We start from the raw sequence: 26,325 nt of genomic DNA on the forward strand, positions 1-26,325 counted from the left end.
TAATATTATAAAAATATCATTCATCATCAGCGAAAGGAAAAAGATTGATTATGAAAAAAGTTAGCTTCTATGCCCTCAGCTTTCTCTCTCTGCTAGCTCTCTCAGCCTGTATGCCTGCCAAGCAGACACAGCAAAGAAAAAAGACACCTAGCTCCCTCAAAGCTTCGAAAAGTTCATCCTCTAAGGAAACATCCAGTAAATCATCTAGCAGTAGCTCTAGCACCTATGAAAGTAGTGATGAGGTATTTCAGAAACGTGCTACCTTTGATCCAGATGATGCTTCTGCACTACAATACATACCAGATGCAGCTTCTATTCCTGAATTAGAGAAAATAAGAAATTTCCATATTTCCACTGGCTTTGTCATTCAGGTAAACGGAGAGGATATCAATGGTGACAAACCTAAAACGTCTTACGATGAGGTGACAGCGGCTCTAGGCCAACCTACATTCAGCACTGATGAGAATGACCCTGGCAACTCTGTCAACATCTGGCACACAGACAACGGAGACATTATGTGCTACTTTACCAATAATGTCCTGACAAATTTGAGTTTTAGTCTAAAAGACGCTCAACCAGCCAAAAGCAGCTATTCTAGCATCACCACATCTGACACTCCCAAGACAGCTTTCGACAAGCTTGGTCGTCCGGAAATGATTATGCGTTCAGAACGCGATACAACCTTTGTCTATAAAAATTCCAATGACGAACAGTTTAGTTTCTCTACCCAGAACAATCAAATCGTTGGGATAATGTCTACCTATCAAATGAAACAAACCAAAGACATTATTGACTCTGTCATTAAGGATAAGTAATCTTACAATTGGCTCCAAAAACACAAAAATCCAAGACGTTTTTAGTCTTGGATTTTATTTTTGACGAGGATAGCGGCTTCGTCGATTAAAGCTCTGCAATCTGGCTAAGATTAACTTCGGCCACAGTGTCATTGCCAAACATGGAAATAATCATCTTGACCTTGTTATTATCAATCTCCGTAATCTTACCTGTATAGTCAGTGAAGGCACCATCTATGATACGAACGGTATCCCCAACCTTGACATCCAAGTCAAATTCCTGCACTGTTTGACCCATGGAAATGAGAATGTTGCGAATCTCTTCTTCCAAGAGCGGCGTTGGTTTAGAGCGGTTTCCGTGTGACCCGACAAATCCTGTTACATTCGGAGTGTTCCGCACGACAAACCAAGCTTCATCTGTCATGACCATTTCCACCAAAACATAACCAGGGAAGCGATTTTCTTCGATTTCCTTGGTCTTGCCATTTTTCTCTACTTGCACGGTCTGAGTAGGGATTTCCACGCGCAAGATATTTTCCAGCATATTATAAGTCTGAGCGCGCTGCAAAAGATTTTCTTTTACCTTGTTTTCATAGCCTGAATAGGTCTGCAGTACAAACCAACCTTTGTCAAAACTGTCCATGAGTTCATCCTTTCCTAAATAAAAAAGCCTGCGGGCTTCTGCTTCTTTCTAGCCCTATTATACCATAATTTCCCCAAATGCAAAGGAATTTAATAACTATTTTCCTGACAAATCAAAGCCTTTTAATTCTGCCCCAAAATTCTTGAATCAGCGTTGTCTAGTATGAGAAATTTTTATTTCAAACGATGAATTAGAGATAGATTTGATTTTTTTTAAGCTGACTGAAATTGTCAGCGCATAAATAAGTGCATACGTCAAAAGCCCCACCTACTCACAATAGATGGGACTTTTAATGATATACCTGTCGCAGTATTCTTTTCTATTTCCTCTACAGTTATTAAGAGAAAATATTCAGAATCTGGAAAAGACCGCTTGCCACTACTTTGTCAAAGATATAGATGATTACTACAAAGAATGCAGTGTATTCCATGACAGAAATAAAATCTGTCCATCTTTCTTTTCGTGTAGGCCAAGTTGTATCTTTCAATAATTTAAAAACATCTTTAAAGAATTTCACAACAATCTCCTATCTAGTTTCTTTATGCAGGGTGTATTTACTGCAATGCTTACAAAATTTATTAACTTCTAAACGCGTTGGTTTTGGAGTGCTACTGAGCTTAACCGAGTAGTTCCTAGAACCACAGACTGTACACGCTAGACTCGCTTTTTTTAATGCCATAACGCCTCCATCTTTCTTATTATAGCAGGATTCTATGCTTTTGACAAGCCGTTCAGCTCTTTTAAATCCTATTGAAACCAGCTGGTAACAGTATCCCAGAGGTTTTTCGCTTTCTCAGGAATACCAGTGTCATCAATGGCTTTCTTGGCTTCATCCACCAGATTTTGAGCTCGGTCCTGAACGTCCTGCAGGAAGTCTTTATTTTCAGTTGTAGTTCCCGTTTCTTCGGTACCATAGGTGTCCACAGGGGCAATGCCGTTGGCAGCATAGGCATTCTTCTGCCCTTCAAAGGAAGTTCCTTCTGTATATGGCAGAATGCTATTGGCAACATTTCGGAAAACTGCCGAGGCTTCATTCGCACTGGTCCCAGTCAGATAGTGGGTCTCATCAGTTTTTGGAAAGCCTAGCCACTGGCTGATAACCACATCTGGCGTATAACCAATAACCCATTGGTCACCAGATAGATCCGGGTTAAAGTCCGTTTCAGTCGTACCGGTCTTACCAGCCATAGTATAGCCATACGGAGCCGCATAGATACCTGTACCGTTCGAGAAAGTCCCCAGCATCATGCTGTTCATCTTGTCAGTCGTTGAGCTATTGAGAACTCGGGTAGAGGTTTGGCGATGGGTCTTGACAACCTGACCGCTGGCATTTTCAATTTTTGTAATGAGATGGGCATCATTCATCACACCGCCATTGGCAAAGACTGAATATGCCTGCGCCATCTGCATTGGATTGGTTGTAACTCCGCTTCCTAGCGCTACTCCCAAAGTCTTATCAACCTTGTCCATATTCAGACCAAACTTTTTCCCGTACTCAAAGGCTTTGTTAATGCCTAGCTCGTCTACAGTTGAAACAGCTGGAATGTTCAGAGATTCTGCCAAGGCCTGATACATTGGCACTTTAGGGGAGCTTTGGATATTGCCGTAGTTGTTGATGGTATAGTCGCCAAAGGTGGTTCTGGTATTATCTAGCTCCTTATCTGTCGGCCAACCAGCAGCGACGGCTGGACTGTAAGCAACCAAAGGCTTGATAGTAGAGCCGGGGCTACGAGAGGACTGGGTTGCATAGTTAAAGCTTCTGAAGGTCGATACTTCTGCGCTATTGACTCGCCCTACTAGTGCCCGCACACCGCCGGTTTTCGGATCCAAGGCAACACTGCCCGACTCAGCCATAGTGCCATCTTCTGCTACAGGAAAGAGAGAGACATTGCTGTAAATAACCTGCATGCTGGCTTGGTAGTTCTGATCCAATTCTGTATAAATGCGATAGCCATTATTGACAATCTCTTCTTCTGTCAGGCCATAGTCATTCACCGCTTCATTGATAACCGCATCGAAATAGGATGGGTAGCGATAGTCTTCTGACTTACCGGCATAAGCATCAACCAGCTGGCCGCCAATTCCTACAGCGGCTGCCTGATCGGCTGTCCCCTGATCAATAAAGCCTGCAGCAACCATGTTTTGCAGCACCGTATTACGGCGATTGGTCGCATTCTCAACCGAGTACAGCGGATTATAAATCTCTGGTCCTTTGAGCATACCAGCCAGAACAGCCGACTGGTCCAGGCTGAGCTGGCTAGCCGAGACTCCGAAATATTTCTTAGAGGCATCCTCGACACCCCAGACCCCATTCCCAAAGTAAGAGTTATTGAGGTACATGGTCAGGATTTCCTGCTTGCTGTATTTCTTATTGATTTCCAGAGCCAGGAAAAATTCCTTGGCCTTCCGCTCAATGGTCTGGTCCTGAGACAGATAGGCATTCTTGGCCAGCTGCTGGGTAATGGTAGAACCCCCACCAGAGCGACCAGCCGTCAGGATAGCTAGGATAAAACGACTGTAGTTAATCCCGCCATTCTCATAAAAAGTCCGGTCCTCTGTCGCGATGACAGCATTCTGTAAATCTTGACTAATCTCGGTCAGCTCGACATAGGTTCCTTTCTGACCAGACAGGCTTCCCGCTTCATTGCCATCCTTGTCAAAGATGAGCGTGGTAGCTTTAAGGGCATTCTGCAAATCCTTGACATTGGTCGTCTTAGCCACATAAAAGAGATAGCCGCCGACCACCAGACCAAAGGTCAAGCCGAGAATCAGGAATATCTTGGTCAGATGAAACCTACGCCAAAAACGACGGATAGGGTGCTGAGAGAGAGGTTTCTTCTTGGTCTTGCCCGAACGGCTGAGACCAGACTTAGCCTGCTCTTCTGTCAGCTCCACCTCCTCTGCTGCTTCTTTTTGAGGTTTCTGTATAGTAAAATAATCTACTAATTTTTCAAACAAATCTTTTAAATTCTTCATAAACCTTATTTTATCACCTTATTTAGGTGCAGACAAGAAAGTACCCTATTTCCTGTCTGATTTTTAGTTATTTTTAAGAAAAAGGGTATATTAAATAGCCGTTTAAAAGCCTCTGCAGCAAGTCTTATCCGACACTGCCTATTTTCAAAGTTCTGGCTTTCTGCTACAATAAATGTATGAAATTTACACTCACTATCCCAGATGGACTGCCCGCTATGACAGTCAAAGAGCTGCTGGAAGAACAATTTCTCATTCCACGAAAAATCCGTCATTTTCTGCGGACCAAAAAACATGTGTCCGTCAACGGTCTAGCTATCAACTGGCAGACTGTAGTCAAACCTGGAGATGATATCTGCCTGATATTTGACGAGGAGGATTATCCTCAAAAGACAATCTTATTTGGAAATGGCGAACTCGTAGAAGAGCTCTACCAAGACCAACACCTCATCATCGTCAATAAACCTGAGGGTATGAAAACCCATGCTAATGAACCAACAGAGCTAGCCCTGCTTAATCATGTTTCTGCCTATGTCGGCGAGACCTGCTATGTCGTTCACCGGCTGGATAAAGAAACCAGCGGTGCTGTCCTCTTTGCCAAGAATCCCTTTGTCCTGCCCATCCTCAATCGACTGCTGGAAAAGCGAGAAATCAGCCGCGAATATTGGGCTCTGGTTCAAGGCAAGTTCCCAAGCAAAAAACTGATCTATAAAGACAAGATTGGCCGCGACCGCCATGACCGCAGGAAGCGGTTAGTCGAACCCCAAAAAGGACTCTATGCAGAGACTCATGTGACTAGGGTCAAGCAATTTGGGCAGGCTGCCTTGGTCAAATGCCAACTCAAGACTGGCCGCACCCATCAGATCCGTGTTCATCTAGCTCACCACGGACACCCTCTTATCGGTGACCCCCTTTATCATCTGCAGCCCAAAGGGCGGCTTATGCTCCACGCCCATCGGCTGACCTTCACCCACCCTTTTACGCTAGAAAAAATAACAGTCGAAGCCCGCTCTGACAATTTTGAAAAAGTATTGAGCAGTCTGAACCCAAGATAGACCAAGAAAAGCAACAGTATTCTCTGTTGCTTTTAGTTTGGAGTCAAAGCGAGGATAAGCTATGACAGCTTACATCACTGAGCCGGAAGTGCACTGATAAGTCTGGGTCTGATGGTTTTCTGAAAAGCTATGCTCAGCAAGTAAGACAGTAAGAAAATGATAAAAAAGCCAAAACTATAAATGGTATTCCGAGGCATTATCGACCTGAAAATGAAGATAATGAAGGGATGAATGATATAAATCATGGTGGCATATCTCTTGGCGATATTATTCAAAATAGGAATATCAATATCAGTCCCATTTCTGACCGCATAGAAGAAAATTGCACTGGACGAGAAAAGGGTACTAGGATAGAGGTCATACTCCGTGCCCATGAAACAGTACTCAAGCAGAATCAAGCCTGCTATTCCCAAGCCAATCGCCCATTTCCTGACAGAAGACAAGTCGTAGGCTAAAATCCGATCCCGATGCTTGGCAAACTGCATGCCTAGAATAAAAAAGGGAAGGCCCATAAATAGGAAGTTTCGATAGTAAAGAGTGCCACTAATATTGAACTCAATGTAAAAGGCCAGGACCAACAAGAATAAGGACACACCAAAGCTAGTTAAGCGGTGAAAATGCTTATAAAAAACCAGATAAAGCGTGTAGATATAAGAAATCGCCAGCAAATACCAGGTCGGTGTAGCAGCTGAGCCAATCAAGTCTCTGGGACTGTTAAAGAGGAAAAAGTTTGTAAAATCAGACAGGTCTATAGATGCCATCTTTTCTGTTAGTTCTCTGGTCAGCACTAGGTTGACAAAATGCACAATCGTGTAAAATAGGAGACTGGCAGCTGTCAAAAGAAGCATCTGCTTGAGACGATACTTGACCTTATCCCTAGAAATATTAAAGGAAAAATAGCCCGACAGCATCATGAAAAAGGGAACTGCAAAGCGGGCCACAATTTGATAAAAAACGCCAAATTGCCCCGGCAACAGAAAGTGTAAGGAAACAATACTAAAGCAAGCTAGGGCCTTAAAAGCGTGCAAAGTTGTGTTTTCAGTCTTCATGCAGACATTATAGCATGTTTATTATTACAGCTCATCAAGACCAGATTACATGCCCATTAAAAAACATATCAATTGATGACATTCTTTAAAAAGTTTTGCATCTGTAGGAGAAGACAGCTCTTATATAGAAAAACTCTTCTGCACTATTACAGAAGAGTTTTATTCATCTGACTGATATTCCATGTTAGCTTTCATAGCCATTAGGATTTGAGCTTTGCCATCTCCAAGAATCTCGCATCATATCTTGGAGAGTTTTCTCAGCTTTCCAGCCCAAAATGTCATTCGCCTTACTTGCATCGGCATAGCAAGTCGCCACATCTCCAGGCCGTCTCTCCTTGATAGTATAAGGAACTTTCACTCCATTGACATTCTCAAAGGCTTTAACCATATCCAGTACACTATAACCAATTCCTGTGCCAATATTGAAAACAGCAACACCCTTATTTTCTAAATTATGTTTCAAAGCCAAAACATGACCCTTGGCTAAATCGACTACATGGATATAATCCCGCACTCCTGTACCGTCAGGTGTATCATAGTCATTTCCGAAAACGCTAAGCTCTTGTAATTTACCGACCGCAACCTGAGTAATATAAGGCATGAGATTATTAGGAATTCCATTTGGGGCCTCACCAATCATACCAGACTCGTGAGCACCAATTGGATTAAAATAACGAAGATTGGTTACAGACCAATCTGAATGTGCACGAGCAAGATCCGTCAAAATCTGCTCCATCATCAGCTTGGTATAACCATATGGATTGGTCGTTGGAGTAGATAAATCTCCTGTCAAGGATGAACCATGATTCATTCCATAAACTGTGGCACTGGAGCTAAAGATGATATGTTCTACCCTGTGCTCTTTCATAACTTCAAGAAGAGCAATACCAGCACTGACATTATTTTCGTAATATTTAAGTGGTTCCCGCACCGATTCTTCTACTGATTTATAGGCCGCTAAATGAATGACTGCGTCAATGTGATTGTCTTCGAAAATCTGGTTCATCAGACCTTTATCAGAAATCGAACCCTTGTAAAACGGGATGTTCACACCAGTGATAGTTTCTAAGCGCTCTAGCACTTTTGGAGAGCTATTCGAAAAGTTATCCACGATAATGGCTCCATAGCCTGCTGCGACTAGTTCAACCACTGTGTGACTGCCTATATACCCCGTTCCACCTGTAACTAAAATTTTTTTCATAGGACACCTCTTCTTGCTAATTCTCACGTTCTCTTTAATTTTACTATTGTAACTAACAGGTATTTCTCTTCCCAAAGTTGACCGCCGAATTCTGCACTTACTTAAAATACCAAAAACTAGCCTAATTTGCTATCCTAGCAGTCTGCTCTCCTGATGCCTTTTGGAATCTCTTCATGGTAGAATAACTTGCAAAACCATTTATATTCCCAGGCATAAAGAACTGAATTATTTTTAGCTAATTTCTAGTTATTCTCAAAAATACCATAATCCGCAATAAGTTGCTGGAAAAATTGTCTTTCATTTCCACTATATACAATATCTGGTTCAGCAAACTAATTGTAGCCAGAGTAATTTTGTATGCTAACGCTACATTACAAACCTAAAAAGCCCGGACAGGGCTTAGCATTTAGATTGTTAAACTATTTATAATTTCCCGAGCATCAACGAGCCCGCAATTGCTGGAGCAGACCTTTCAAACTTTTGTATTTGTAAATGCTGTAGGTCAGATAGACAAATCCGTAAGCTGCAGCAGCTAGATAAACTGATAAAAACCAATTCGAAGCAATAAATACAAGCGTCATTAGCAACTCAATCCAGATATCTTTGACAACCTCGATCTGCATCCTTTTGGCTAAGATTAGCTCTGCCAATATACTCCTAGTCGCCAGCAATAGCACGATAGACAGCACTGTAGCATTCAGATTGCGCAGAGAAACTGCAAAAATCAAGGTAGTAGCAAAGCTTAAAAGCATGGCAATAACATTTACTTTAAAAATCTGCCTCTCCATTCGCAAGGCTTTTAAGTAGGTATTGATAAGCAGAGCCATCTTGCCCTCGTAGACAGACATAGGAAAGACCAGAGCCATAAATATCAAGGACTCTCTGTAAGCCGGCAGCCAGCTGTCCAAAGCTATTTTCAGGGGATAATACAGCAAAAGCACTCCAAACATAAGAACCATAAGGATATTCCGCAACTGATTGTAAATCTTAGGCAACTTGCTTTCGTCCGTCCGTTTCAAAATCGGAAAGATGACCAAACCGATAGCGTTGATAAAGGTCATCAGCAGATTGGAAATGCTCAAGGTCAAGGATACTTTCCCAAATGTAGCAATGTTCCATACCTTTTGAATCCCCATTCGAACCGTCCCGATAATGAGCATACTGGCTACATTTGATAGCATCAGATTGATACCGACAGCAATATTGCGAACTGTTTCCCGTATATCAAGCTTAAACTGATGGAGAGGTCGCAGGGCCATATCTCGGCATAGATACATGGCATAAAAAAGAGAAACAACTCTACCAATCAAATCTGCATAGACCATAATCTTGAAGTCTCGGAAACCCACGAAAATAAAGACCAGTAAAAGCAGTAAATAGAGGAGGCGGTCTCCACTGACAACATAAGAACTTTCCTTTAGTCGATTAGTCATCTGCAGAATGTACACAAAGAGAAAGCGCAGATTGGTGACCAACATGGTATAAACCAAAAGTATAAAAACAAACCGACTGCTCTCATCTCTAATAAAGGCAGAAGTCCCTAAGAAAAATAAAATTCCAATCCCTGTCAGATAGATCAAAAGCATGATAAACTGAGAGAAAAACTTTTCTTTATCCAGATCATCATACTCCAAACCACCGTAGCGCAGGTAGATTCCGTCCACCCAACCCAGATGAACAAAACCGGCATAAGATAAATAAAAAATATAGAGTTGCCAGTAGCCATACTCCTCTACACCCATAATCTTAGGCAAAATCAAGACAACCAGAGAAGAAACTATTACTGTTAGCAAATTGGACAAGACGACATAGGAAAAATTAGCTATTATTTTTTTAAATCCACCAGACAAATTTGCCCTCCTATTCCTTCCTATCTGCTGCCATGCTCTCAATCAAACGTAAAAACATGGTTTCTAAATCAGTATGAGCTTGCCAGCCCAAACTCTCAAGCTTGTCCGTATTGAGACGAATCTTAACTGTCGGATTATAGCCTAGCTTTTCCACATCCTCTGCCAAATCAAAGACCAACTTCGTTTCATTGCTACCACTTCGTTCAATAACCATTTCCGCCATCTCACGAATGGAAATAGCCGTCTCTTTATTGGCGACATTATAAGCTTGACCTGCTTGGCCTTTCAGCAGAATGTAAAAAATAGCTTCAATAGCATCTTTGGTATAGCAGTAGTTCCGAACAGTTTCCCCCTTAGTTCGGAGAACAATATCTCTCTTTTCAAGGACGGCACGCGCAAACTGCGCAAAAACTCTGTTGTCTTCATAGCTCACACCTGGGCCAAAAGTTTGTGACAAACGAGCCATTCTAACCGGCACCTGATACTGATGACAATAGCCTACACACAAGGACTCTGCCATGCGCTTGCTTTCCGAATAACTGCTACGGACACTGGTTGGATCCAAATAACCGTAATCTTTCTCGCTAATGCTGGAAGCATCAGGACTTGTCGTCCCATAGACTTCCAGAGAAGAGAGGTAAACCATACTGTGAACTTTCTTATTTTTAGCCAGCTCAAGCATTTTTTTTGTTCCATTCACGGCTAGATCAATTGTCTCCACAGGATGCTCAACGAAAAAAGAGGAGTCCGTCGCACTGGCTCCATGGATAATATAATCCAAATCCTCCTCTATCTGCCAATCTGACAGCAAGTCAGCATACACTAGCTGCAGATTCTCACTATGTAAAAAATCTTGAAATAGATCTTCCGCTTTTTTCTGATTTCGCGCCAAGGCCACTACTCTGACATTAGCTTCGTACAAATCGTTTAAAGCCATCAAAGCGGAAATGCAGTGTCTCCCTATAAGTCCGGTTGCTCCGGTTACCAAGACTGTAACATTGCTCAGTTCTCTGAGAATAGGACTGACAGTAGCTAAGTCTTCCATATCCTTTTGTAAAATTGTATTATTTCCCATATCAACCAAAAATTTGTGCATTCTCGCGCGCTTCGTAAATCGCTCTAAAAATATAAAAATCAGATGGAGTCGTAATTTTAATATTTTCGCTGCCCCCCATAACTGTATGCAGAGGGAGTCCAAAATAACGAGCCAGTGTCGCAGAATCCGTCATATCAAACTGATTCTCTGCCTGAGCTTTTAAATGCAGGGAGTGAATCTTCGAAAGCGCGAAGGTTTGAGGGGCGACAGCTGTCTGACAAGTGGAACGCTCGATAACCTGATTAATAACATCCGCCTCATCGACCTGAATAACTGTTTCGATAACCGGCTTAACCGTAATAGCTGCCCCATACTTTTTGGCTGCTTCAATATTTTTAGAAATAATTCCCCCGTCAATCAAGGGGCGAACACCATCATGAATCAACACATAGTCGTCATCATTCTTGTACTTTTCCCGTAAGACAGATAGACCATTAAAAATAGACATTTGGCCAGTCTCTCCACCAGGAACCACTTGACTGACTTTTTTAATATTGAATCGAGCTAATAAATCTCTGCAGTAGTCCAGCCAGCCGTCTACACAGACAACCACAATGTCCGATACTGCCGGATGGTCTTCAAAGTGCTCAATCGTATGAATAATAATAGGCTTACCGTGCAACTCTAAAAACTGCTTGGGTAAGGTCTTGGTATTCATGCGGCTGCCTGTGCCGCCTGCGAATATCAGAGCTGATGTCGTCATACCGATACTTTCCTTCCTCTCGTTGTAAATCGTACTCTACTCAGTAAATCAGCTGCCATATAAATCACAAAAGCATAGATAATCCGATTAATATGGGTTGTCAGCAATGACAGCAACGTTTCCTGAAAGAATGAAATGACCAAAGGATACGCAAATAAAGCGAAAACAATAACCTTTAGCGGGGTGAAATAGCGTTTTTTGATAGAATAGTAGAAACTTCCATAAAAGAAGCCATATAAAAGCTGAAAGATAAGGACTGAAAAATAGCCGAAATCTTTGATAAAGTAGTAATAAATTGTGTAAACATTGGTTTTATCGTCGTTAAAATGAACAACAGGCAAGAAAGGTGTCAGCTCATGGCTAGACAGACCAAGGGATTTCAATGTTCCATAGATAGCAATAAGAGTATTTTCTCCAAAGACTTGATTATCGCTATAAAGAGTAGGATTTTTTAGATAATAGTCTAAAGCCTGAATGGGTGAACCCATATATTTAACCAAATTATCCAAAATTCCAAACTCTGCCTGACTATCCACTCGATTGAGAACAAAGGTTCCAACCGCCATAAATAAGACAAGGAATACAAAGCCAATTATCAGCAAAGAGTGAAAAAGCTTCACACCATACCTGCTGTCTTTCCACGAATAATACTTCGAGAAAAACAACATATACACAATAGCATAGCCTGCAACCAAGCCCAGCAACTCCGTACGTCCGGTAGACAAGAGAGAAATACCTAAAGAAATCAGACTAACCAGCAGTAACTTGCCCTTGTAGAAAATGCCATCTTTTCCTGAAAAAAGAGATTCACAGAAAAAGTAGAAGAAAACAATTCCTAAGGAAAAGTTAACTCGCAGCAAATTGAGGCTAAGACGACTAAGAGAGAAATCATAATTTGTGGTCATATGCCGAGCCAATTCAATGGTTTTAAACAATCCCCCAGGTACCTGCTTGCTCTGCGCCGCCAAGTAAAGCAAATCGGAATAAATAAACCTGACCGCATAAGCCAAAAACAAGAGAACTAAAATAATGAAAAAATTACTCACCTTTATTTGACTAGGTTTGGCGTCCAACTTCCTCTCAGCAAACAAATTCGATGACAAGAGGACTCCCATTAAAAAAATGACATTTCCAACAAAGATAACAGTGACCGTTATCAGAGAAAGTCCCTCTCCCCATTTGGATGAATAAAATGCAGTAAAAATGCTTGCTATCATCCATATTGCTAAGTATATAAAAGCCGGGTTAGCATAGTCTCTCCCTACTGTTTTCATTGTCAAAAACAATAGGAAAAGGCCACCCAAAATTAGTAAAAAAACCATTATCTTCCTTCTATTAATTCAACCCAATTATCTCTCAATCTGACATGACGTTCTGTCTGTTCTTTTCTTTCAGGCGGTGTCATGTAATCACCGTAGCGATTGGTCAGATACTTGTCCGCATCATTGGGTCCATCGAACTCATAGCCTTCAAAGGAATACTTCTTAGCTGGATAGAAACTTTCATAGTCGATTGTCTCTCCCAAATAGCCTTTTACACCATAAGCAATTGTTATTTTTGAAGTCTTCTTATTAGACTGGATGAGTTTTTCCATCAACTTATACATATTAGCCGGCCCCATGATAAAAGAAGGGAAGCCTATCAGTCTTCGGATCCAAAGATTTTGTCTGAGTTCTTTGGATTCTTTAGCCATATAGGTCAGATGCGGAGTAAACTTCGTATAGCAGCGCGAGCTATTGTGTGACAAATCCAAGGCTCTGAACAGAAGCCCCTTGAGCTTGCGAAGCATATTATTCTCTGGAACAAAGTCAATTGGCAACATATCAAGATAAAGATGTTTCTTTTTACTGAAACCTTCTCCCAAAACATCATAGTAGGTCAGTGACTTGCTCTGCAGCTTTAGAACCTTAAAGACACTGTCTGTCGCATCCGCAGGAGAAATCAACTCGAAGTCCTCGCTGTTCGCAAAGATTTCCTGCAGACGATTGTAGTCCTCTCGGAACATCACCAAGTCGATATCATCGTCCCAAGGGATATAGCCCCCATGTCGCAAAGAACCAATCAAGGTCCCTGCAACCATGTAGGAATGAATATGATGCCGACGACACTCTGCATCAAATTTTTTATACATTTGTAAATAGGCTTTTTGTAAAACCTTTAATTTATCATCCGTAATTTTCTGATACATGGGGCTGAAGCGTTCTCCCAAAGCCAACTCCCATTCAATCTTACTGGTTCCTCTCATTTTTCTTACCTCCCAAACTTTTTCAATAATCTCCTAGCAAGTCCATTCAGTGAGTAGGTGTATACCAAATCACTGATGAAATCTTTTATTGTTCGATACTTCCTTATTTGAAACATCAGGCCCAAAGCCCAAAATGGATTTCTAGACTGTAATAATTTCAGTCTAAGATTGGTCAAGGCCAAAGCCTTAGTAACTTGGCGATGGTCCCCTTCAGAAATCTGTCGCTCTTCTACGATTTTTTTCACGGACTCATAGCGACTGATGACCTTCTGTAAATAGTTAATCCTAGATAACCTTGTTTTATTAAAACTGAGCGACGACGCAGACTGGGTTACATTTGCCTGATGAATGCGATGCTGATCTAGTAGCTGGTCCAAGCAAACAACTTTTCCATACAATGGAGCCAGCATACCAAATAAAACATCATGATAGTCAAATCCAGGATAATCCGTATACTGCTGCTGCAAAATATCTGTCAGTACCGACTTTCTAAAAGCTGTCTGATAACCTGACGGCCAATTTTTCAGAAGCCAAGCTAGATCTCTTTCTAGACATTCTCCTGAAACCTTAGGTTCCTTGATGACCTGACCATTTTGATCAATCAAGTAAGACTGGCCATACACCATAGCAACGTCTGTTTCTAACAGTACTTTCTGCAAGGTAGCTGTTTTATCAGGCAGCCATTTATCATCCTGATCAGCGAAAAAAACAATATCATGCTCAGCCAAACTCGCTAATTTTATAAAAGTTCGATAATGACCCAAATTTTCCTGATTTTCAATCAGCTGCCAATCCGTCAGTTGATGCTTGGTGATGTAATCCCTGATTAACACCACTGTCTGATCTATCGAACAGTCATCACAGATAATGACCTGATCAGGCTTCAGCTTTTGAGTGCGGATAGAGTCTAGTTGCTCCAAAATAAAATCCGCCCCATTATAGGTCGCCATCACGACAGAAATCATTTCTCCCTCCTTCCTAAACTTTTCATCCTATATCCCCCTAATTTCTAGCTTTCTCCCTGTCTAAGCTAGACTGCTCTGTCTGTAAAGTCATTACTTTCTTCTAAGCAGATACTTATAAATGAACGCTTTTATCCAAATAGGCGTTCCCACAAAAGCACGAATCATCAACATATTTTGATAATATTGCCCTCGGTTCAACATACTATGTGACAGCAAAAAAGTATTGACTACTTTCCAGCTGGCAATCTGCTCTGTCTGGCTTCTTCTCGTATGCATGCCATTTCCGACACGAGCATAAACCAAGACCTGATTAAGATTGGCGAAACGACAGCCCTGAGCAGCCATTCTCGCCCAAAGATAATAGTCTTCTACTAAAGGCAGGGGCTTGTAATTACCTGCTTTTAAAACAGATGATTTCTTGAAAAATACCGTCATGTGACAGAAAGGATTTCTCCGCTGCAACCTTTTGATAATCTCTTCATGAGAAAGCGGCATTTGTTTCTCTGCTACTATTTGATCTGGTTCCGTGTCAAATTCTATGATATTGCCACCAAGAACATCTAACTGCGGATGCTGCTCAATATAGTCCACTTGTTGCTGAAAACGGTCCGGTGTCGCAATGTCATCTGTATCCATTCTAGCAATCCAGTCATAAGAACAAGCCTCAACTCCCTGATGCAAAGCTTCTCCCAATCCGACATTTTCCTTTAAGGGTAGAACTTTCATCTCTGGAAATGTTTCCTTGAAATCTTGAATCATCTGATAAAGCTCTTCTGTCAGCGGCCCATCCTCTACAAGGACAAGCTCATCTGGCTTGCGGCTTTGCTCTATAAGAACGCTATTTAGACTCTTTCTTAAGAAATCCGGATTCTCCTTCTGATAGACAGACATCAATACCGAAAACTTCACTAACAATCCCCCCCAATCATCCTAAACTAGTTTCCCTTTTCCGTCTTCTCAATAGAGCTCCTAAAATCTGCTACCTGATAAGACTGAGGATAGCTAGACATCTCTTTTTCATAAGTTAAATCTGAAAACAACTTATTCAGAGTCGAAACATGGCGGGACAGTCCTTTTAAAATCCAGTTAAATGCAGGCAACAAGGCTACCCTCTGGCCATGAGTCCTTTTTATTTCTCTGACTAGCTGAGAGGTATTGACATAGTCCTGATTTTGAGGATAGAAGACACCGCTGTCTTGATTCTGAACAATCAGTCTGATAAACTCACAAAGATTGTCAATATAAATCATACTACGTTCGTTCTGGACCAAAGGGAAAACTGGTAGTTTCTGAGCCAGCTTTGACAGTCGCTTATAATTTCCCTTAGCTTGATGACCATAAACCATGGGCGGCCGTAAAACCGCCAATTTGAAATCTTCGCTCTCCAATTCCCTCAGAAGTTGCTCAGCAGCTAGTTTGCTTTTGCCATAAAAAGAATCAGGACGCTCTTCTGTATCCTTTGTGATAACCCGATCTCCCAAAACTTCGCCATAGACGCTCATGCTGCTCATAAAGATAAACTGTTTGACGTCTTCGCCTTTAGCCTTTTGAGCCAATTCATAAGGTAGCTGAGTATTGACTTGCTTATATACCGACTCCATTTCTTTTGATGGATTGGAGATATGGACAATCGCCGCCAAATGCAAAATTACATCAAAAGACGAAAAATCTTTTTCCTTCCAGGTTTCTCCGCGAACATCCAACTCATCAACCTGAACATCCTCCCGCGAAGAAACATACCTCTTAAAGCTCCGGCCGATATAGCTACCCTCTCCCGTAATTAATATTCTTTTCATCAGCCTTTAATCTTTCTTTTCCATATTTCCCGTGCCGCCTTCAACAACTCCTTCGCTCTTGGCCACACTCTTAATGGTGCCAAAGAAACAGCGGACATCCAATCCAAAAGATAGATGCTGGACGTAGTAGCCGTCCAATTCAGCTTTCTTGGCAATCGGCAACTCATCTCGCCCGTGAATCTGAGCCCATCCCGTCAGACCTGGTAAAACATCATTTGCTCCATAGCGGTCTCGCTCTTCAATCAAATCATACTGATTCCAAAGAGCCGGTCTTGGACCTATGATACTCATGTCACCGACAAAAATATTCCAAATCTGAGGCAACTCATCCAGAGACGTCTTCCTTAGAAATTTCCCAACCTTTGTAATCCATTGCTCAGGATTTTCCAGTAAATGAGTTGGGGTATCCTTAGGTGTGTCAATTCGCATCGTTCTGAATTTCAAAATATAGAAGTGTTTCTTATGCAGACCAATCCGCTTCTGTTTGAACAAAACTGGTCCTTTTGAATCCAATTTAATAGCGAGTACTAGAAGCAGAAAAAACGGTGATAAGGCAATCATCCCTATGAATGACAAGACTATATCTAATGTTCGTTTAAAAAATTTATACATGATTATCCTAAAAACTTATTGCTGTGCAAACTTTACCAAGCTGTCCTTGAGGTCATTTGCACCAAGAGACAGAAGAGAGTCCACATAGGAATCCACCTCTGTCTTGGGCAACGACTGAACACTCCCTACAAAAATCTTTTCATAGACTTGATCATTGACCTTTTCCTTGGCAGACAAGAGCTCTTCATAAAGCTTTTCACCCGGTCGAATGCCTGCTTCCTGAATCTGAATCTCCTCTTCAGTATGACCACTGAGTGTGATCATCTTTTTAGCCAGGTCCAAAATTTTCACAGGCTCGCCCATATCCAAGACAAAAACCTCTCCCCCTTGCATCAAGGCTCCAGCCTGAATCACCAAGCGACTGGCTTCTGGTATCGTCATGAAATAGCGTGTCATTCGAAAGTCCGTCACGGTGATAGGACCTCCCTTGGCAATCTGCTCCTTGAACAAAGGAACCACACTACCTCGGCTACCCAAAACATTCCCAAAGCGGACAGCTGAGAAAAGAGTCTTTCCTTCTTCATTTAAACTGGTTACGACCATTTCTGCTACACGCTTAGTTGCCCCCATAACATTAGGCGGGTTGACCGCCTTATCTGTAGAAATCATGACAAATTTCGCGACACCAGCTGCCTTTGCTGCTTCTGCTACATTTCGTGTCCCGTAGATATTGTTTTTGACCGCTTCTGTCGGATTGTACTCCATCAAAGGAACATGCTTATGAGCTGCTGCATGATACACTCGATCAGGGCGATAGGTTTCCATAATATGGAAAATCCTCTCTCTATCTTGAATATCTGCAATGATTGGAATCAACTCAATATCATCTTTATATCGGCTTGACAGCTCCTTGTGAATCAAATAAATGGAATTTTCTCCATGACCTAGAAGCAGGAGCCTAGCTGGGCAGAATTGAGCAATCTGACGGCAAAGTTCCGAGCCGATAGACCCACCGGCCCCCGTAACAAGAACTGTCTTGCATTTAATATTGGACTTCAAACTTTGCTGATCCAGCTTAACTTCTTTACGCCCTAACAGATCTGCAATATCAATTTCCTGAAGTTTGCTGACAGATAGCTTCCCCGTAATCACCTGTTCATACTTAGGCATGGCATTGACCTTGACCTCCGTTTGTTGGCAGTACTCTACGATTCGTTCGTAATCATCCGGAGCCAACGAAGGAATGGCAATGACAATTTGTTCGACTTCATAATTCCCTACAATTTCAGGTATCTGCTCGGTTGTTCCTACAACTTTTACTCCATGAAGATAGGTATTTTGCTTATTCTTATCGTCATCTACAATCGCGACTATCTTTAAATCTTTTGATTTTTGCTGGGCTGTCTTGATAAAAAGACTAGCACCATCCCCTGAACCAACAACAAGGGTCTTCGTTCCATCTACTTTCTTACCCAGTAAGGCTGACGGGTGCTGCACGAATTCATGAATCTCCCGCCAAGTCAGCCTTGAAGCAATAACCAACAAAAACGATAGCAGCATAGAAAGGACAATATATCTACTGTTTGTGGATTCGTAAAAGATTTTCTCTGCAATGTATACAATCGAATAAGCTCCCAAAATTGAGCCCCCTACTCGAAACATTGTTTTGTAATCTGTATACCTTGTAATGGTAGAAAAGACATTCGACAGTGTTGCAAATGTCAAATATAGTACAATAATCCCCATTAAAATAGAGATAAAAGACAAATCCGTTATCCCGACATATTTTGCTAAGAAGAATTTTGAAATCCCCTGACTTATACTGAGCAAAATAATATCAACAATAATTAAGATGACTCTTTTTCTCGCTCTTGTCATGTTCCTAATCTCCCAATTATCCTAAAACTCTTTAATCCCTATTATTTCCCATAATTGCCATAGCTGCCGTATCCCCCATAAGTTCCGTAGGCACCATAGCGTTCCAAATCAATGTTATATTTATTGAGGACAACACCCAAAAAAGGAGTTCCCGTTTGTTCCAACTGCTCTTTAGCTTTCATCACTGCTTTTCGTTTGATATGGCCTGCTTGTGTCACCAAGAAGCTGGCATCGCATTTCTGAGCGATGATAGCCGCATCAATGACCAGACCGATCGGTGAAGTATCCACAATGATGTAGTCATAGCGGACACGCAGGTCAGTCAAAAGCGCTTCAAACTGCTTGCTTTGCAAAAGCCCCGTCGGATTAGGTGATACTGGACCAGATAAGATCACATCCAGGTTGTCCATATCTGTATCGTTGATGACTTCATGCAGGGCAGCCTGTCCTGACAGATAGTCCGTCAGTCCTGATACTTTTCTCTGACTACTAAACACACCGGACATGACTGAGTTGCGGATATCCGCATCGATCATCAAGGTCTTATGACCAGCTCTGGCAAAGGCGGCCGCGAGATTCACTGAGGTTGTAGACTTTCCTTCATTTGCCGTCACCGAGCTTATTTCGACCATCTTGATATTGGCGCCGCTCAGCTGTACATTAGTACTTAGAGCATTGTAGTATTCCTCGGTTAGTTTGACAAGGTTCCTTTTTTTCCTAACTAATTCTAAGGTTGCCATTTTCTCTCCCTTACATTCTGTTCATATCTGGGATAACGCCCAACAGCGTCAAGCCCATGACTTCTTCAATGTCCTCTGGCTTCTTCACCCGATCATCCAGGATTTCTACCGCGATGATAAAGATCGACATCAGGACACTGCCCCCTAAAAATCCTAAGATAACATTACGCCGAATATTTGGTGAAGAAGGCTCTGCTGGGACTGTTGCTTCTTCCAAAGTTGTCACATCAGAAACTTTTGTCACTTCAATAATTTTCTCAGCAGCGATATTCCGAAAGGCATTGGCAATGCGAGCCGCTTCCTCTGGATTGTCATCTTTAACCGTAATCGAAACGATACGAGTATCCGCCGGAACGGAAACGGTAATGTGACGCGTCAGCTCTCTTGGTGACGTTTGCAGTTTCAACTCACTAATTGCCTGTGACAGAACCGCCTGTGACAGAATGATTTCCTTAAAGTCTTTAACGAGGTATGAACCCGCCTGCAGGTCCTGATTAGTCAAAGCTGCCTGCGTTTCGTTCTGACGGCTAACCACATAGATGCGTGTGGTGCTCTGATACATTTTCTTAGCAATAAAGACGCTGTAGCCAAAAGCCAGCAAAGAAAAGAGCACAGCTCCCAATACGATGGTGAACTTTTTCAGCCATAAGGCTCTCAGCAAGGACAGAATATCGATTTCTACGATTTGCTTTTCTTGTTTTTCCATTTTTCCCCTAAATCAATTCATTTTTCAATAATAATGCTTGGTTACCACCAAAGAGGGCCTCTGCCCGGCGGGAACCGTATTTCTTAGCGACGATGTCAAAGGCCTCCTTCATAAAGGGCGGTCTCTGGCTTAGATTGTGCATGTCGCTGGCAACAAAGTGGACCAAGTCCTTCTCCAAAAAGAATTGAGCCCGTTTTTTCATAAATTTATGCGAGTCTCCAAGCAACTTAGGCTTCAGAACACTGGAGCTGTTAATCTGAGTATAGCAGCCCATATTAATGAGTTCCTGTACCTTCTTTTCATCATTTTCCAGGCAGTGATAGCGCTCAATATGAGCCACGACCGGTGTCAGTCCAAGGCGCAGAATCTGAGCCAATCCTTTATGGATGTCCTTATAAGGAGTCGCCATGCTAAACTCAATCAGCACATAGCGTGTACCAGCTAGACTGGGGAAAATCCCCTTTTCCAACTTATCCGCTATATCACTGGTGTAGTAAATCTCTGCTCCATAGAGAACCGTCAAGTCAGGCGCCACAAGCTCTGCCAGTTCTTTTACCATTTTAAAGTTAGAGCTAATGGTATGTTCAGGCGTTTCAAACATGCCCTTTCTGCGATGAGAAGTAGAGATAATAGTCCGAACTCCCTGTCGATAGCTTTCTTCCAGCAGTTTTTTGGAATCCTCAAAATTCTTAGGACCGTCGTCCACATCAAAGATAATATGAGAATGGATGTCAATCATGGTGTTTTCCCTTCCATTACCTGCTGAATCGCTGCCTTAGCATTATCAAGGCTTTCTGGCTGGATTTCCATCATGTAGAGATTGGAATCTGGCATAGCATAGGATGGTAGATCCATGCGGCCGTTTCCGCTGATGGCTTGTGACTGAACTTGATAGCTTCCACCTGATTCCAGCTGGGTATTGACCAGATTCATAAGAATAGGCAGTTCCATATTGGTCTGGATAGAGTCCTGCAAGCCGGAAATAATCTCGTTATAGTTCTTCAAAGCACTAGTTGAAGTCAGCTTTTTAATGACTGCTTCGATAACTTTTTCTTGATTTTTTCCGCGGTCATTGTCGCCCCCCTGAAGAGAGTAACGCTCGCGAACAAAGCCTAGTGCCTGATCTGAGTTCATGTGGACTTTCCCTACTGGGAAATGATGATTGCCATGTCGGCTGGTAAATTCTTGGTCATTTTCAACATCAATCCCTCCCAACAGGTCTACCAGCTTGAGGAAGGAAGTGAAGTTCAGACGAACATAGTAGTCAATGCGAATGCCGTAAAGATTTTCCAGCGTGTGGACAGAAGCATCCACGCCATAAATCCCTGCATGAGTCAGCTTGTCCATCTGCCCGCCTCCTCCATCTGCAATCGCCACATAAGAATCACGAGGAGTTGTAGTCAAGAGGACTTTCTTGGTCTTGCGATTGACCGTCATGATGATATTGACATCTGAGCGAGAGACAGATGAAATCGAGCCATAAGTATCGATACCGCTGACATAGATATTGAAGACATCCGCATTGGCATCATCCCTGCGCTTGCCGGTCTCTACTTGACGGGTAATTTTATAAGTATAGATTTTCTTTATCTTTGAAGCATAGTCAGCATCGTGAGAAGCCAGCATATCTCCAAATGAGCTGTTGAGGGCAATGGCCTCAGTCTCTTGATTGATGAGGGCCTTGTAGGCTGCGATATAAGACGAGCTATTTTCCACTGTGAGTTCTGTCTTTTTAGTCTTCTTGATGTGATCCAAAAGAGCCGCTACATTGTCCTTGTCTCCATTTTCAGTCGGAGCTGTCAGCTTCTTCAGTTGCGTCACATCTGATTTATCGCTGTCTGCTCGGACATAAACCGCCATTTCAATTTCAGAGTAATTTGAAGTCGAGTTCACACCTCTAGATAAGTCCATCAGCTCCTTGACCCCGTACATAGCTCCTGAGGATACCAGCAGAGTCACAAGCAAAAGTAAGGTTGTCAGGACTTTGAACTTATTTTTCCATACAAAGAAGGCTGCCAGTAAAATAACAGCCGCCAAAAGAGCAGACAAAATAAGGTTCAGGTGATGAAACGCCAGAACATTATTTTTAAATATAGAAAAAATAAGCAAACCTGAAACCAAGCTTACCAATGTCAGTAAAGCTACATTAAAGAGCCTCAGCTTCTTCCCCTTTTTAGAAGCAGGCACATTTCTCCTATGTTGATTCATAATTCTCCCTTTTTCTCCCCTGAGATATAAATACATTTTATTATATCATAAATGCATTATGATACACTAAAATATTTAAAAATATTTTAGTTTTTCCCAAAATTTGTTGACAAAAAAGGACAGTCTGTATTAATTTTCGGTAAATTCTTTCTTCCTTCTCGAAAAACCAATATTTTATACTGTTTTTGACAACAGAAAAAAGAGGCAAAACCTCTTTTATATCAGTATTTTACTTGATTTTTAAAACATCTTATCCCTGTCAACTTGCTCATAGGCTTGGAGGCCATCATTCAGCTTGTCCCAGATGACTACCTGGCCTGACTGAAGGGACTTCTGCACATCAATGATGCGTTGATTAGAAGAGCCGCGAAACTGCAGCATGAGATTCTTCTTGGTAAGGTCAAAACGGCCATCTACTAGGATGTCAATCAGGCTCAGTAGCTCCAGCTTATCCTCCGTTTCCAGCATCATCTCCTCCCAAGTATAGCCCGTCCAGGACCAGATATCCTTGTCTGGAAGCTCTCTCCGAATCCGCTTGACCAAAGGCAGGAGAATGCCTGTGTTGAGAAAAGGCTCGCCGCCTAGAAGGGTCAGCCCCTGCACATAGGGTTCCGCCAGGTCCTTCATGATCTGCTCCTCCAGCTCTTGGGTATAGGGAATACCAGCGTTGAAGGACCAGGTTGCGGCATTATAGCAGCCCTCACAGTGAAACATACAACCACTGACATATAGGGAGTTGCGGACGCCTTCGCCATCTACAAAGTTAAAAGCCTTATAGTCAATGATTCGCCCTTTACTCAGCTCCTCACTTTTCCATTCTTGAGGTTTGGGATTGTTCATCTTCATCCTCCAAATCAATCCAGTAGCGCTCTTTTCCGCCTCGAACATCCTCTAAAGCTCCACCATTAGCCAGAATCACTGCTCGGCTGGCAGCATTGTCACTATCGCAAGTCACTAGGACTCGTTTAATATTTTTACTTTTAGCCACTTGCAAGCCTTGTCGCAGCTGCTCTTTTGCCAGTCCTTTCCCACGCGCAGAGGGACGGATACTATAACCGATATGCCCGCCTTCTTGGAGCAAATAGTCATTGAGCCGCAAACGCAGGTTGAGAAAGCCCACAGCCTGACCATCCGCAGCAAAAGAGATTAGTTGGATGTAAGGAACAAAACCTTGCGGCAAGCCTAAACCTACCTCAGCTAGCTGAATAGTCTCCAGCCAGTCCTCGTAGACAAAATCCGCTCCGCCAAAGAAGCCATCCTGCCGGCTGCCAGTCGTTTCAAAGTCAGCCAGCATCTCTAAAATCTTTTCCTTGTCTTCTAGTTTCGGTCGTCTCAGCTCCATAGTGCCTCCTGATACGAAGAGAGTGAGACCGCCTTGCGCCCCACTCTGACTTCTATTCTTTCTTGTTCTTTTCTAAAAATTGCTGACGCAGTTTGGCTAATCGTTCTTTTTTGCCGCTGCCGCCCTGCGAATGTTTTTCATGGAAACGCTGCACCTGAGCCTTTCCTTTGTCGTCCAATTGATACTTTCCCATCTTAATTTCCTTCGTACTTAATAGTCGAGCCATTCATATGCTTGACCCGAGCTGATATTTCCTTGTGACGGCCATTGACCATTGGGCGGGCTTGCGGATTTCCTAAGTAGCCGCAGGTCCGCTTGACCACATCGACCGTCTTGGGATCGCTGTTGCCACAGTTTGGACAGGTGAAGCCCCGCTCGGTCGGCGTGAAATCTCCCTCAAAGTTACACTTGTAACAGCGATCAATCGGCGTATTTGTACCTAAGTAACCAACTCGGTCATAGGCATAGTCCCAGACAGCTTCCAGTGCCTTCGGATTTTGCTGCAGCACAGGATATTCACAGTAGTGGATAAAGCCGCCTGAAGCACCCACTTCAGGATAAATCTTCTCAAAGTCCAGCTTTTCAAAAGGCGTTGGATTCTTACGCACATCGTAGTGGAAGGAGTTAGTATAGTATTCCTTGTCGGTAATATCTGGAACAACGCCAAACTTCTCTGTATCCAAACGGCAGAAGCGGTCGGTCAGACTTTCAGATGGCGTCGAGTAGACAGAGAAATGATAGTCATACTGATCTGACCACTCTTGTACCCTACGCTTCATATCTTTGACAATAGCAATCGTAAAGTCCTTGGCTTCTGGATTGGTCTCCCAGTCGCCGCCGTAAAAGACTGCTGCCACTTCATACAGACCGATATAACCTAGGGAAACCGTTGCACGACGGTGAGTAAAGAGCTGGTCTACCTGATCATACTTGCCCAAGCGTTGGCCAAAAGCCCCATACTGATAAAGAATCGGTGCATTGGCTGGACTGGCTTCCTTAGTCCGCTCCACTCGGTAAACCAAAGCATCCTCAGCGATATTCATCCGCTCGTTAAAGAGTTCCCAGAATTTATCTAAATCCCCCTCGGATTCAAGCGCAATCCGCGGCAGATTGACAGTAACGACACCTAGATTCATACGGCCGGAGTTGACTTCCTGACCATTTTCATCCTTCCAGCCTTGCAGGAAAGAACGGCAGCCCATCGGTACCTTGAACGATCCAGTCAAGTCGATAATCTTGTCATAGGAAAGCACATCTGGATACATGCGCTTAGTGGCACACTCCAGAGCCAGTTCTTTGATGTCGTAGTTAGGCGTTCCCGGCTCAAGATTGAGCCCACGCTTAAGGGTGAAAATCAGCTTAGGGAAAATTGCTGTGCGGTGCTCGCTTCCCAGTCCCTTGATACGGATATTGAGAATGGCCTTCTGAATTTCCCGCTCAAAACGATTGGTCCCAAGACCAAAGCCCAGCGAGGTAAAAGGAGTTTGACCGTTAGAGGTAAAGAGAGTATTAATCTCATACTCCAGTGACTGCATGGCATCGTAGATGTCCTTCTTGGTCTTCGCCCAGGCGTACTCTTCCTGCTTATCCAGCAAAACCCATTGCTCCGCATCCTTGAGATGCTTTTGATAATTAAGTTCAGCATAAGGCGCCAAAACTTCATCAATGCGGTCCGCAGAGCAACCTCCGTACTGACTAGAAGCTACATTGGCAATGATTTGCGAGATTTGCGCTGTCGCAGTCTGGATAGACTTGGGACTCTCTACTTCTGCATTCCCAATCTTGAAGCCATTTTTCAGCATGCCGTCAAAGTCAATCAGACAGCAGTTAGTCATCGGTGTATAAGGGCTGTAGTCCAAATCATGGTAGTGGATGTCCCCCTTCTGGTGGGCGTTGGCCACATGAGGCGGCAACATCTTAAGCCCAATGGATTTGCCGACAATCCCAGCTGTCAAATCCCGTTGGGTATTGAAAACATCACTGTCTTTATTAGCATTCTCATTGACTACCGTACGATCTTTGTTGAGAAGCTTGTCAATAGTAAAGTTGATATCAGTCGCTTTTGAGCGCTCAAAATCCCGTTGGGTGCGGTAAGTGATGTAGTTCTCCGCAATAGCGTATTCCTTGGCATTTAAAAGCTCATGCTCAACGATGTTCTGAATCTCATAGATTTTGACATACTTAGCGAAACGACTGCTGATTTCTGCCACAATGCGGTCTGTGATAGCTTCTAATTTGGCTTCCAGCATCGGATTCAGAGGACCGACTTCTTGAGCTGCCCGCACCATAGCCTTATAGATCTTTGACACATCAAAAGCCACCCTGCGGCCATCCCGCTTCTCCACATAAATCGCTGGAGCAGTTTCAAACTTCTCTTCCCGTAAAATCATCATGAACACTTCCTTTTCCTGCCCTTAGGACAAATCAAGTCTCTTCAGACTAGCCGCCTGCTAAGAAATTCCCAAGAAATCTCCGACAGCGGTTTATCCAAAGAACAGTATTTTTTAAATCAGTCGATATAAGTCTCAT

General features: G+C 42.8%; 26 protein-coding genes. 2 read left to right on the forward strand and 24 right to left on the reverse strand.

Going from position 1 to position 26,325, the window contains the following annotated elements; genetic code table 11:
- Nucleotides 1-50: 50 nt before the first annotated feature.
- The gene (locus K1I80_RS09540) at nucleotides 51-815 is read left to right on the forward strand and encodes a hypothetical protein (protein ID WP_223312069.1); all 765 of its coding nucleotides are present in this window, start codon (nucleotides 51-53) and stop codon (nucleotides 813-815) included.
- 85 nt (nucleotides 816-900) lie between these two features.
- On the opposite strand, the gene nusG is transcribed toward K1I80_RS09540, so the two are convergent.
- The 4 genes from nusG to pbp2a all read right to left on the reverse strand — a co-directional run bounded on the left by nusG (nucleotide 901) and on the right by pbp2a (nucleotide 4,413).
- Nucleotides 901-1,437 carry a transcription termination/antitermination protein NusG gene (nusG, locus tag K1I80_RS09545; RefSeq protein ID WP_002894018.1) on the reverse strand — a complete coding sequence of 179 codons (537 nt, stop codon included), beginning with the start codon at nucleotides 1,435-1,437 and terminating at the stop codon, nucleotides 901-903.
- A gap of 337 nt (nucleotides 1,438-1,774) precedes the next feature.
- Nucleotides 1,775-1,954 (reverse strand): preprotein translocase subunit SecE, encoded by a 180-nt coding sequence (gene secE / locus K1I80_RS09550; RefSeq protein WP_002894022.1) that lies wholly within the window; start codon nucleotides 1,952-1,954, stop codon nucleotides 1,775-1,777.
- A 9-nt stretch (nucleotides 1,955-1,963) separates the two neighbouring features.
- Nucleotides 1,964-2,116, reverse strand: a complete 153-nt coding sequence (gene rpmG / locus K1I80_RS09555) for a 50S ribosomal protein L33 (protein ID WP_002894024.1) — start codon at nucleotides 2,114-2,116, stop codon at nucleotides 1,964-1,966.
- A gap of 68 nt (nucleotides 2,117-2,184) precedes the next feature.
- The gene (gene pbp2a / locus K1I80_RS09560; protein WP_223312068.1) at nucleotides 2,185-4,413 is read right to left on the reverse strand and encodes a penicillin-binding protein PBP2A; all 2,229 of its coding nucleotides are present in this window, start codon (nucleotides 4,411-4,413) and stop codon (nucleotides 2,185-2,187) included.
- A gap of 176 nt (nucleotides 4,414-4,589) precedes the next feature.
- Here pbp2a and K1I80_RS09565 point away from each other — a divergent pair, with 176 nt between their 5' ends.
- The gene (locus tag K1I80_RS09565; RefSeq protein ID WP_223312067.1) at nucleotides 4,590-5,465 is read left to right on the forward strand and encodes an RluA family pseudouridine synthase; all 876 of its coding nucleotides are present in this window, start codon (nucleotides 4,590-4,592) and stop codon (nucleotides 5,463-5,465) included.
- 74 nt (nucleotides 5,466-5,539) lie between these two features.
- Here the strand turns inward: K1I80_RS09565 and K1I80_RS09570 are convergent, their stop codons facing one another.
- The 20 genes from K1I80_RS09570 to nrdD all read right to left on the reverse strand — a co-directional run bounded on the left by K1I80_RS09570 (nucleotide 5,540) and on the right by nrdD (nucleotide 26,186).
- Nucleotides 5,540-6,514, reverse strand: coding sequence for an acyltransferase family protein (locus tag K1I80_RS09570; protein WP_223312066.1), 975 nt, complete (start codon nucleotides 6,512-6,514; stop codon nucleotides 5,540-5,542).
- A gap of 184 nt (nucleotides 6,515-6,698) precedes the next feature.
- Nucleotides 6,699-7,715, reverse strand: a complete 1,017-nt coding sequence (galE, locus tag K1I80_RS09575) for a UDP-glucose 4-epimerase GalE (protein ID WP_223312065.1) — start codon at nucleotides 7,713-7,715, stop codon at nucleotides 6,699-6,701.
- A 440-nt stretch (nucleotides 7,716-8,155) separates the two neighbouring features.
- The gene (locus K1I80_RS09580) at nucleotides 8,156-9,565 is read right to left on the reverse strand and encodes a lipopolysaccharide biosynthesis protein (protein WP_223312064.1); all 1,410 of its coding nucleotides are present in this window, start codon (nucleotides 9,563-9,565) and stop codon (nucleotides 8,156-8,158) included.
- Between the two features lie 10 nt (nucleotides 9,566-9,575).
- Nucleotides 9,576-10,661, reverse strand: a complete 1,086-nt coding sequence (locus K1I80_RS09585; protein ID WP_223313683.1) for an NAD-dependent epimerase/dehydratase family protein — start codon at nucleotides 10,659-10,661, stop codon at nucleotides 9,576-9,578.
- The gene (ispD, locus tag K1I80_RS09590; protein ID WP_002894037.1) at nucleotides 10,642-11,364 is read right to left on the reverse strand and encodes a 2-C-methyl-D-erythritol 4-phosphate cytidylyltransferase; all 723 of its coding nucleotides are present in this window, start codon (nucleotides 11,362-11,364) and stop codon (nucleotides 10,642-10,644) included. Before ispD ends, K1I80_RS09585 begins: the two co-directional genes overlap by 20 nt.
- The gene (locus K1I80_RS09595; RefSeq protein ID WP_223313684.1) at nucleotides 11,361-12,686 is read right to left on the reverse strand and encodes an O-antigen polymerase; all 1,326 of its coding nucleotides are present in this window, start codon (nucleotides 12,684-12,686) and stop codon (nucleotides 11,361-11,363) included. Before K1I80_RS09595 ends, ispD begins: the two co-directional genes overlap by 4 nt.
- Nucleotides 12,686-13,609 carry a LicD family protein gene (locus K1I80_RS09600; RefSeq protein ID WP_223313685.1) on the reverse strand — a complete coding sequence of 308 codons (924 nt, stop codon included), beginning with the start codon at nucleotides 13,607-13,609 and terminating at the stop codon, nucleotides 12,686-12,688. The genes K1I80_RS09595 and K1I80_RS09600 overlap by 1 nt, the downstream gene beginning before the upstream one ends.
- Nucleotides 13,610-13,614: 5 nt before the next feature.
- Nucleotides 13,615-14,574, reverse strand: a complete 960-nt coding sequence (locus K1I80_RS09605) for a glycosyltransferase family 2 protein (RefSeq protein WP_223313686.1) — start codon at nucleotides 14,572-14,574, stop codon at nucleotides 13,615-13,617.
- 90 nt (nucleotides 14,575-14,664) lie between these two features.
- On the reverse strand, nucleotides 14,665-15,465 hold the full coding sequence (locus K1I80_RS09610) for a glycosyltransferase (protein ID WP_263280746.1): 801 nt from the start codon (nucleotides 15,463-15,465) through the stop codon (nucleotides 14,665-14,667).
- A 44-nt stretch (nucleotides 15,466-15,509) separates the two neighbouring features.
- Nucleotides 15,510-16,370: an NAD-dependent epimerase/dehydratase family protein gene (locus tag K1I80_RS09615; protein WP_223313688.1), complete on the reverse strand. Its 861-nt coding sequence runs from the start codon at nucleotides 16,368-16,370 to the stop codon at nucleotides 15,510-15,512.
- A 6-nt stretch (nucleotides 16,371-16,376) separates the two neighbouring features.
- Nucleotides 16,377-16,982: a sugar transferase gene (locus K1I80_RS09620; protein WP_009660137.1), complete on the reverse strand. Its 606-nt coding sequence runs from the start codon at nucleotides 16,980-16,982 to the stop codon at nucleotides 16,377-16,379.
- Nucleotides 16,983-16,997: 15 nt separating this feature from the next.
- Complete coding sequence (locus tag K1I80_RS09625) at nucleotides 16,998-18,800, reverse strand: polysaccharide biosynthesis protein (RefSeq protein ID WP_223313689.1); 1,803 nt, start codon at nucleotides 18,798-18,800, stop codon at nucleotides 16,998-17,000.
- A gap of 41 nt (nucleotides 18,801-18,841) precedes the next feature.
- On the reverse strand, nucleotides 18,842-19,540 hold the full coding sequence (locus K1I80_RS09630) for a polysaccharide biosynthesis tyrosine autokinase (RefSeq protein ID WP_009660129.1): 699 nt from the start codon (nucleotides 19,538-19,540) through the stop codon (nucleotides 18,842-18,844).
- 10 nt (nucleotides 19,541-19,550) lie between these two features.
- Nucleotides 19,551-20,246, reverse strand: a complete 696-nt coding sequence (locus K1I80_RS09635; RefSeq protein ID WP_002894051.1) for a Wzz/FepE/Etk N-terminal domain-containing protein — start codon at nucleotides 20,244-20,246, stop codon at nucleotides 19,551-19,553.
- Between the two features lie 7 nt (nucleotides 20,247-20,253).
- The gene (cps4B, locus tag K1I80_RS09640; RefSeq protein ID WP_223313690.1) at nucleotides 20,254-20,985 is read right to left on the reverse strand and encodes a capsular polysaccharide biosynthesis protein Cps4B; all 732 of its coding nucleotides are present in this window, start codon (nucleotides 20,983-20,985) and stop codon (nucleotides 20,254-20,256) included.
- Nucleotides 20,982-22,454: an LCP family glycopolymer transferase CpsA gene (cpsA, locus tag K1I80_RS09645; protein ID WP_457654931.1), complete on the reverse strand. Its 1,473-nt coding sequence runs from the start codon at nucleotides 22,452-22,454 to the stop codon at nucleotides 20,982-20,984. Before cpsA ends, cps4B begins: the two co-directional genes overlap by 4 nt.
- Nucleotides 22,455-22,694: 240 nt before the next feature.
- Nucleotides 22,695-23,294, reverse strand: coding sequence for an anaerobic ribonucleoside-triphosphate reductase activating protein (gene nrdG / locus K1I80_RS09650; protein ID WP_223313692.1), 600 nt, complete (start codon nucleotides 23,292-23,294; stop codon nucleotides 22,695-22,697).
- Nucleotides 23,260-23,796 carry a GNAT family N-acetyltransferase gene (locus tag K1I80_RS09655; protein WP_223313693.1) on the reverse strand — a complete coding sequence of 179 codons (537 nt, stop codon included), beginning with the start codon at nucleotides 23,794-23,796 and terminating at the stop codon, nucleotides 23,260-23,262. The genes nrdG and K1I80_RS09655 overlap by 35 nt, the downstream gene beginning before the upstream one ends.
- 52 nt (nucleotides 23,797-23,848) lie before the next feature.
- Nucleotides 23,849-23,989 (reverse strand): hypothetical protein, encoded by a 141-nt coding sequence (locus tag K1I80_RS09660; protein WP_002911455.1) that lies wholly within the window; start codon nucleotides 23,987-23,989, stop codon nucleotides 23,849-23,851.
- Between the two features lies 1 nt (nucleotide 23,990).
- Nucleotides 23,991-26,186, reverse strand: a complete 2,196-nt coding sequence (nrdD, locus tag K1I80_RS09665; RefSeq protein WP_125434094.1) for an anaerobic ribonucleoside-triphosphate reductase — start codon at nucleotides 26,184-26,186, stop codon at nucleotides 23,991-23,993.
- Between the last annotated feature and the right edge of the window lie 139 nt (nucleotides 26,187-26,325).

The organism is Streptococcus sanguinis (genome assembly GCF_019929225.1).
In the GTDB taxonomy this organism is placed as follows: domain Bacteria; phylum Bacillota; class Bacilli; order Lactobacillales; family Streptococcaceae; genus Streptococcus; species Streptococcus sanguinis_J.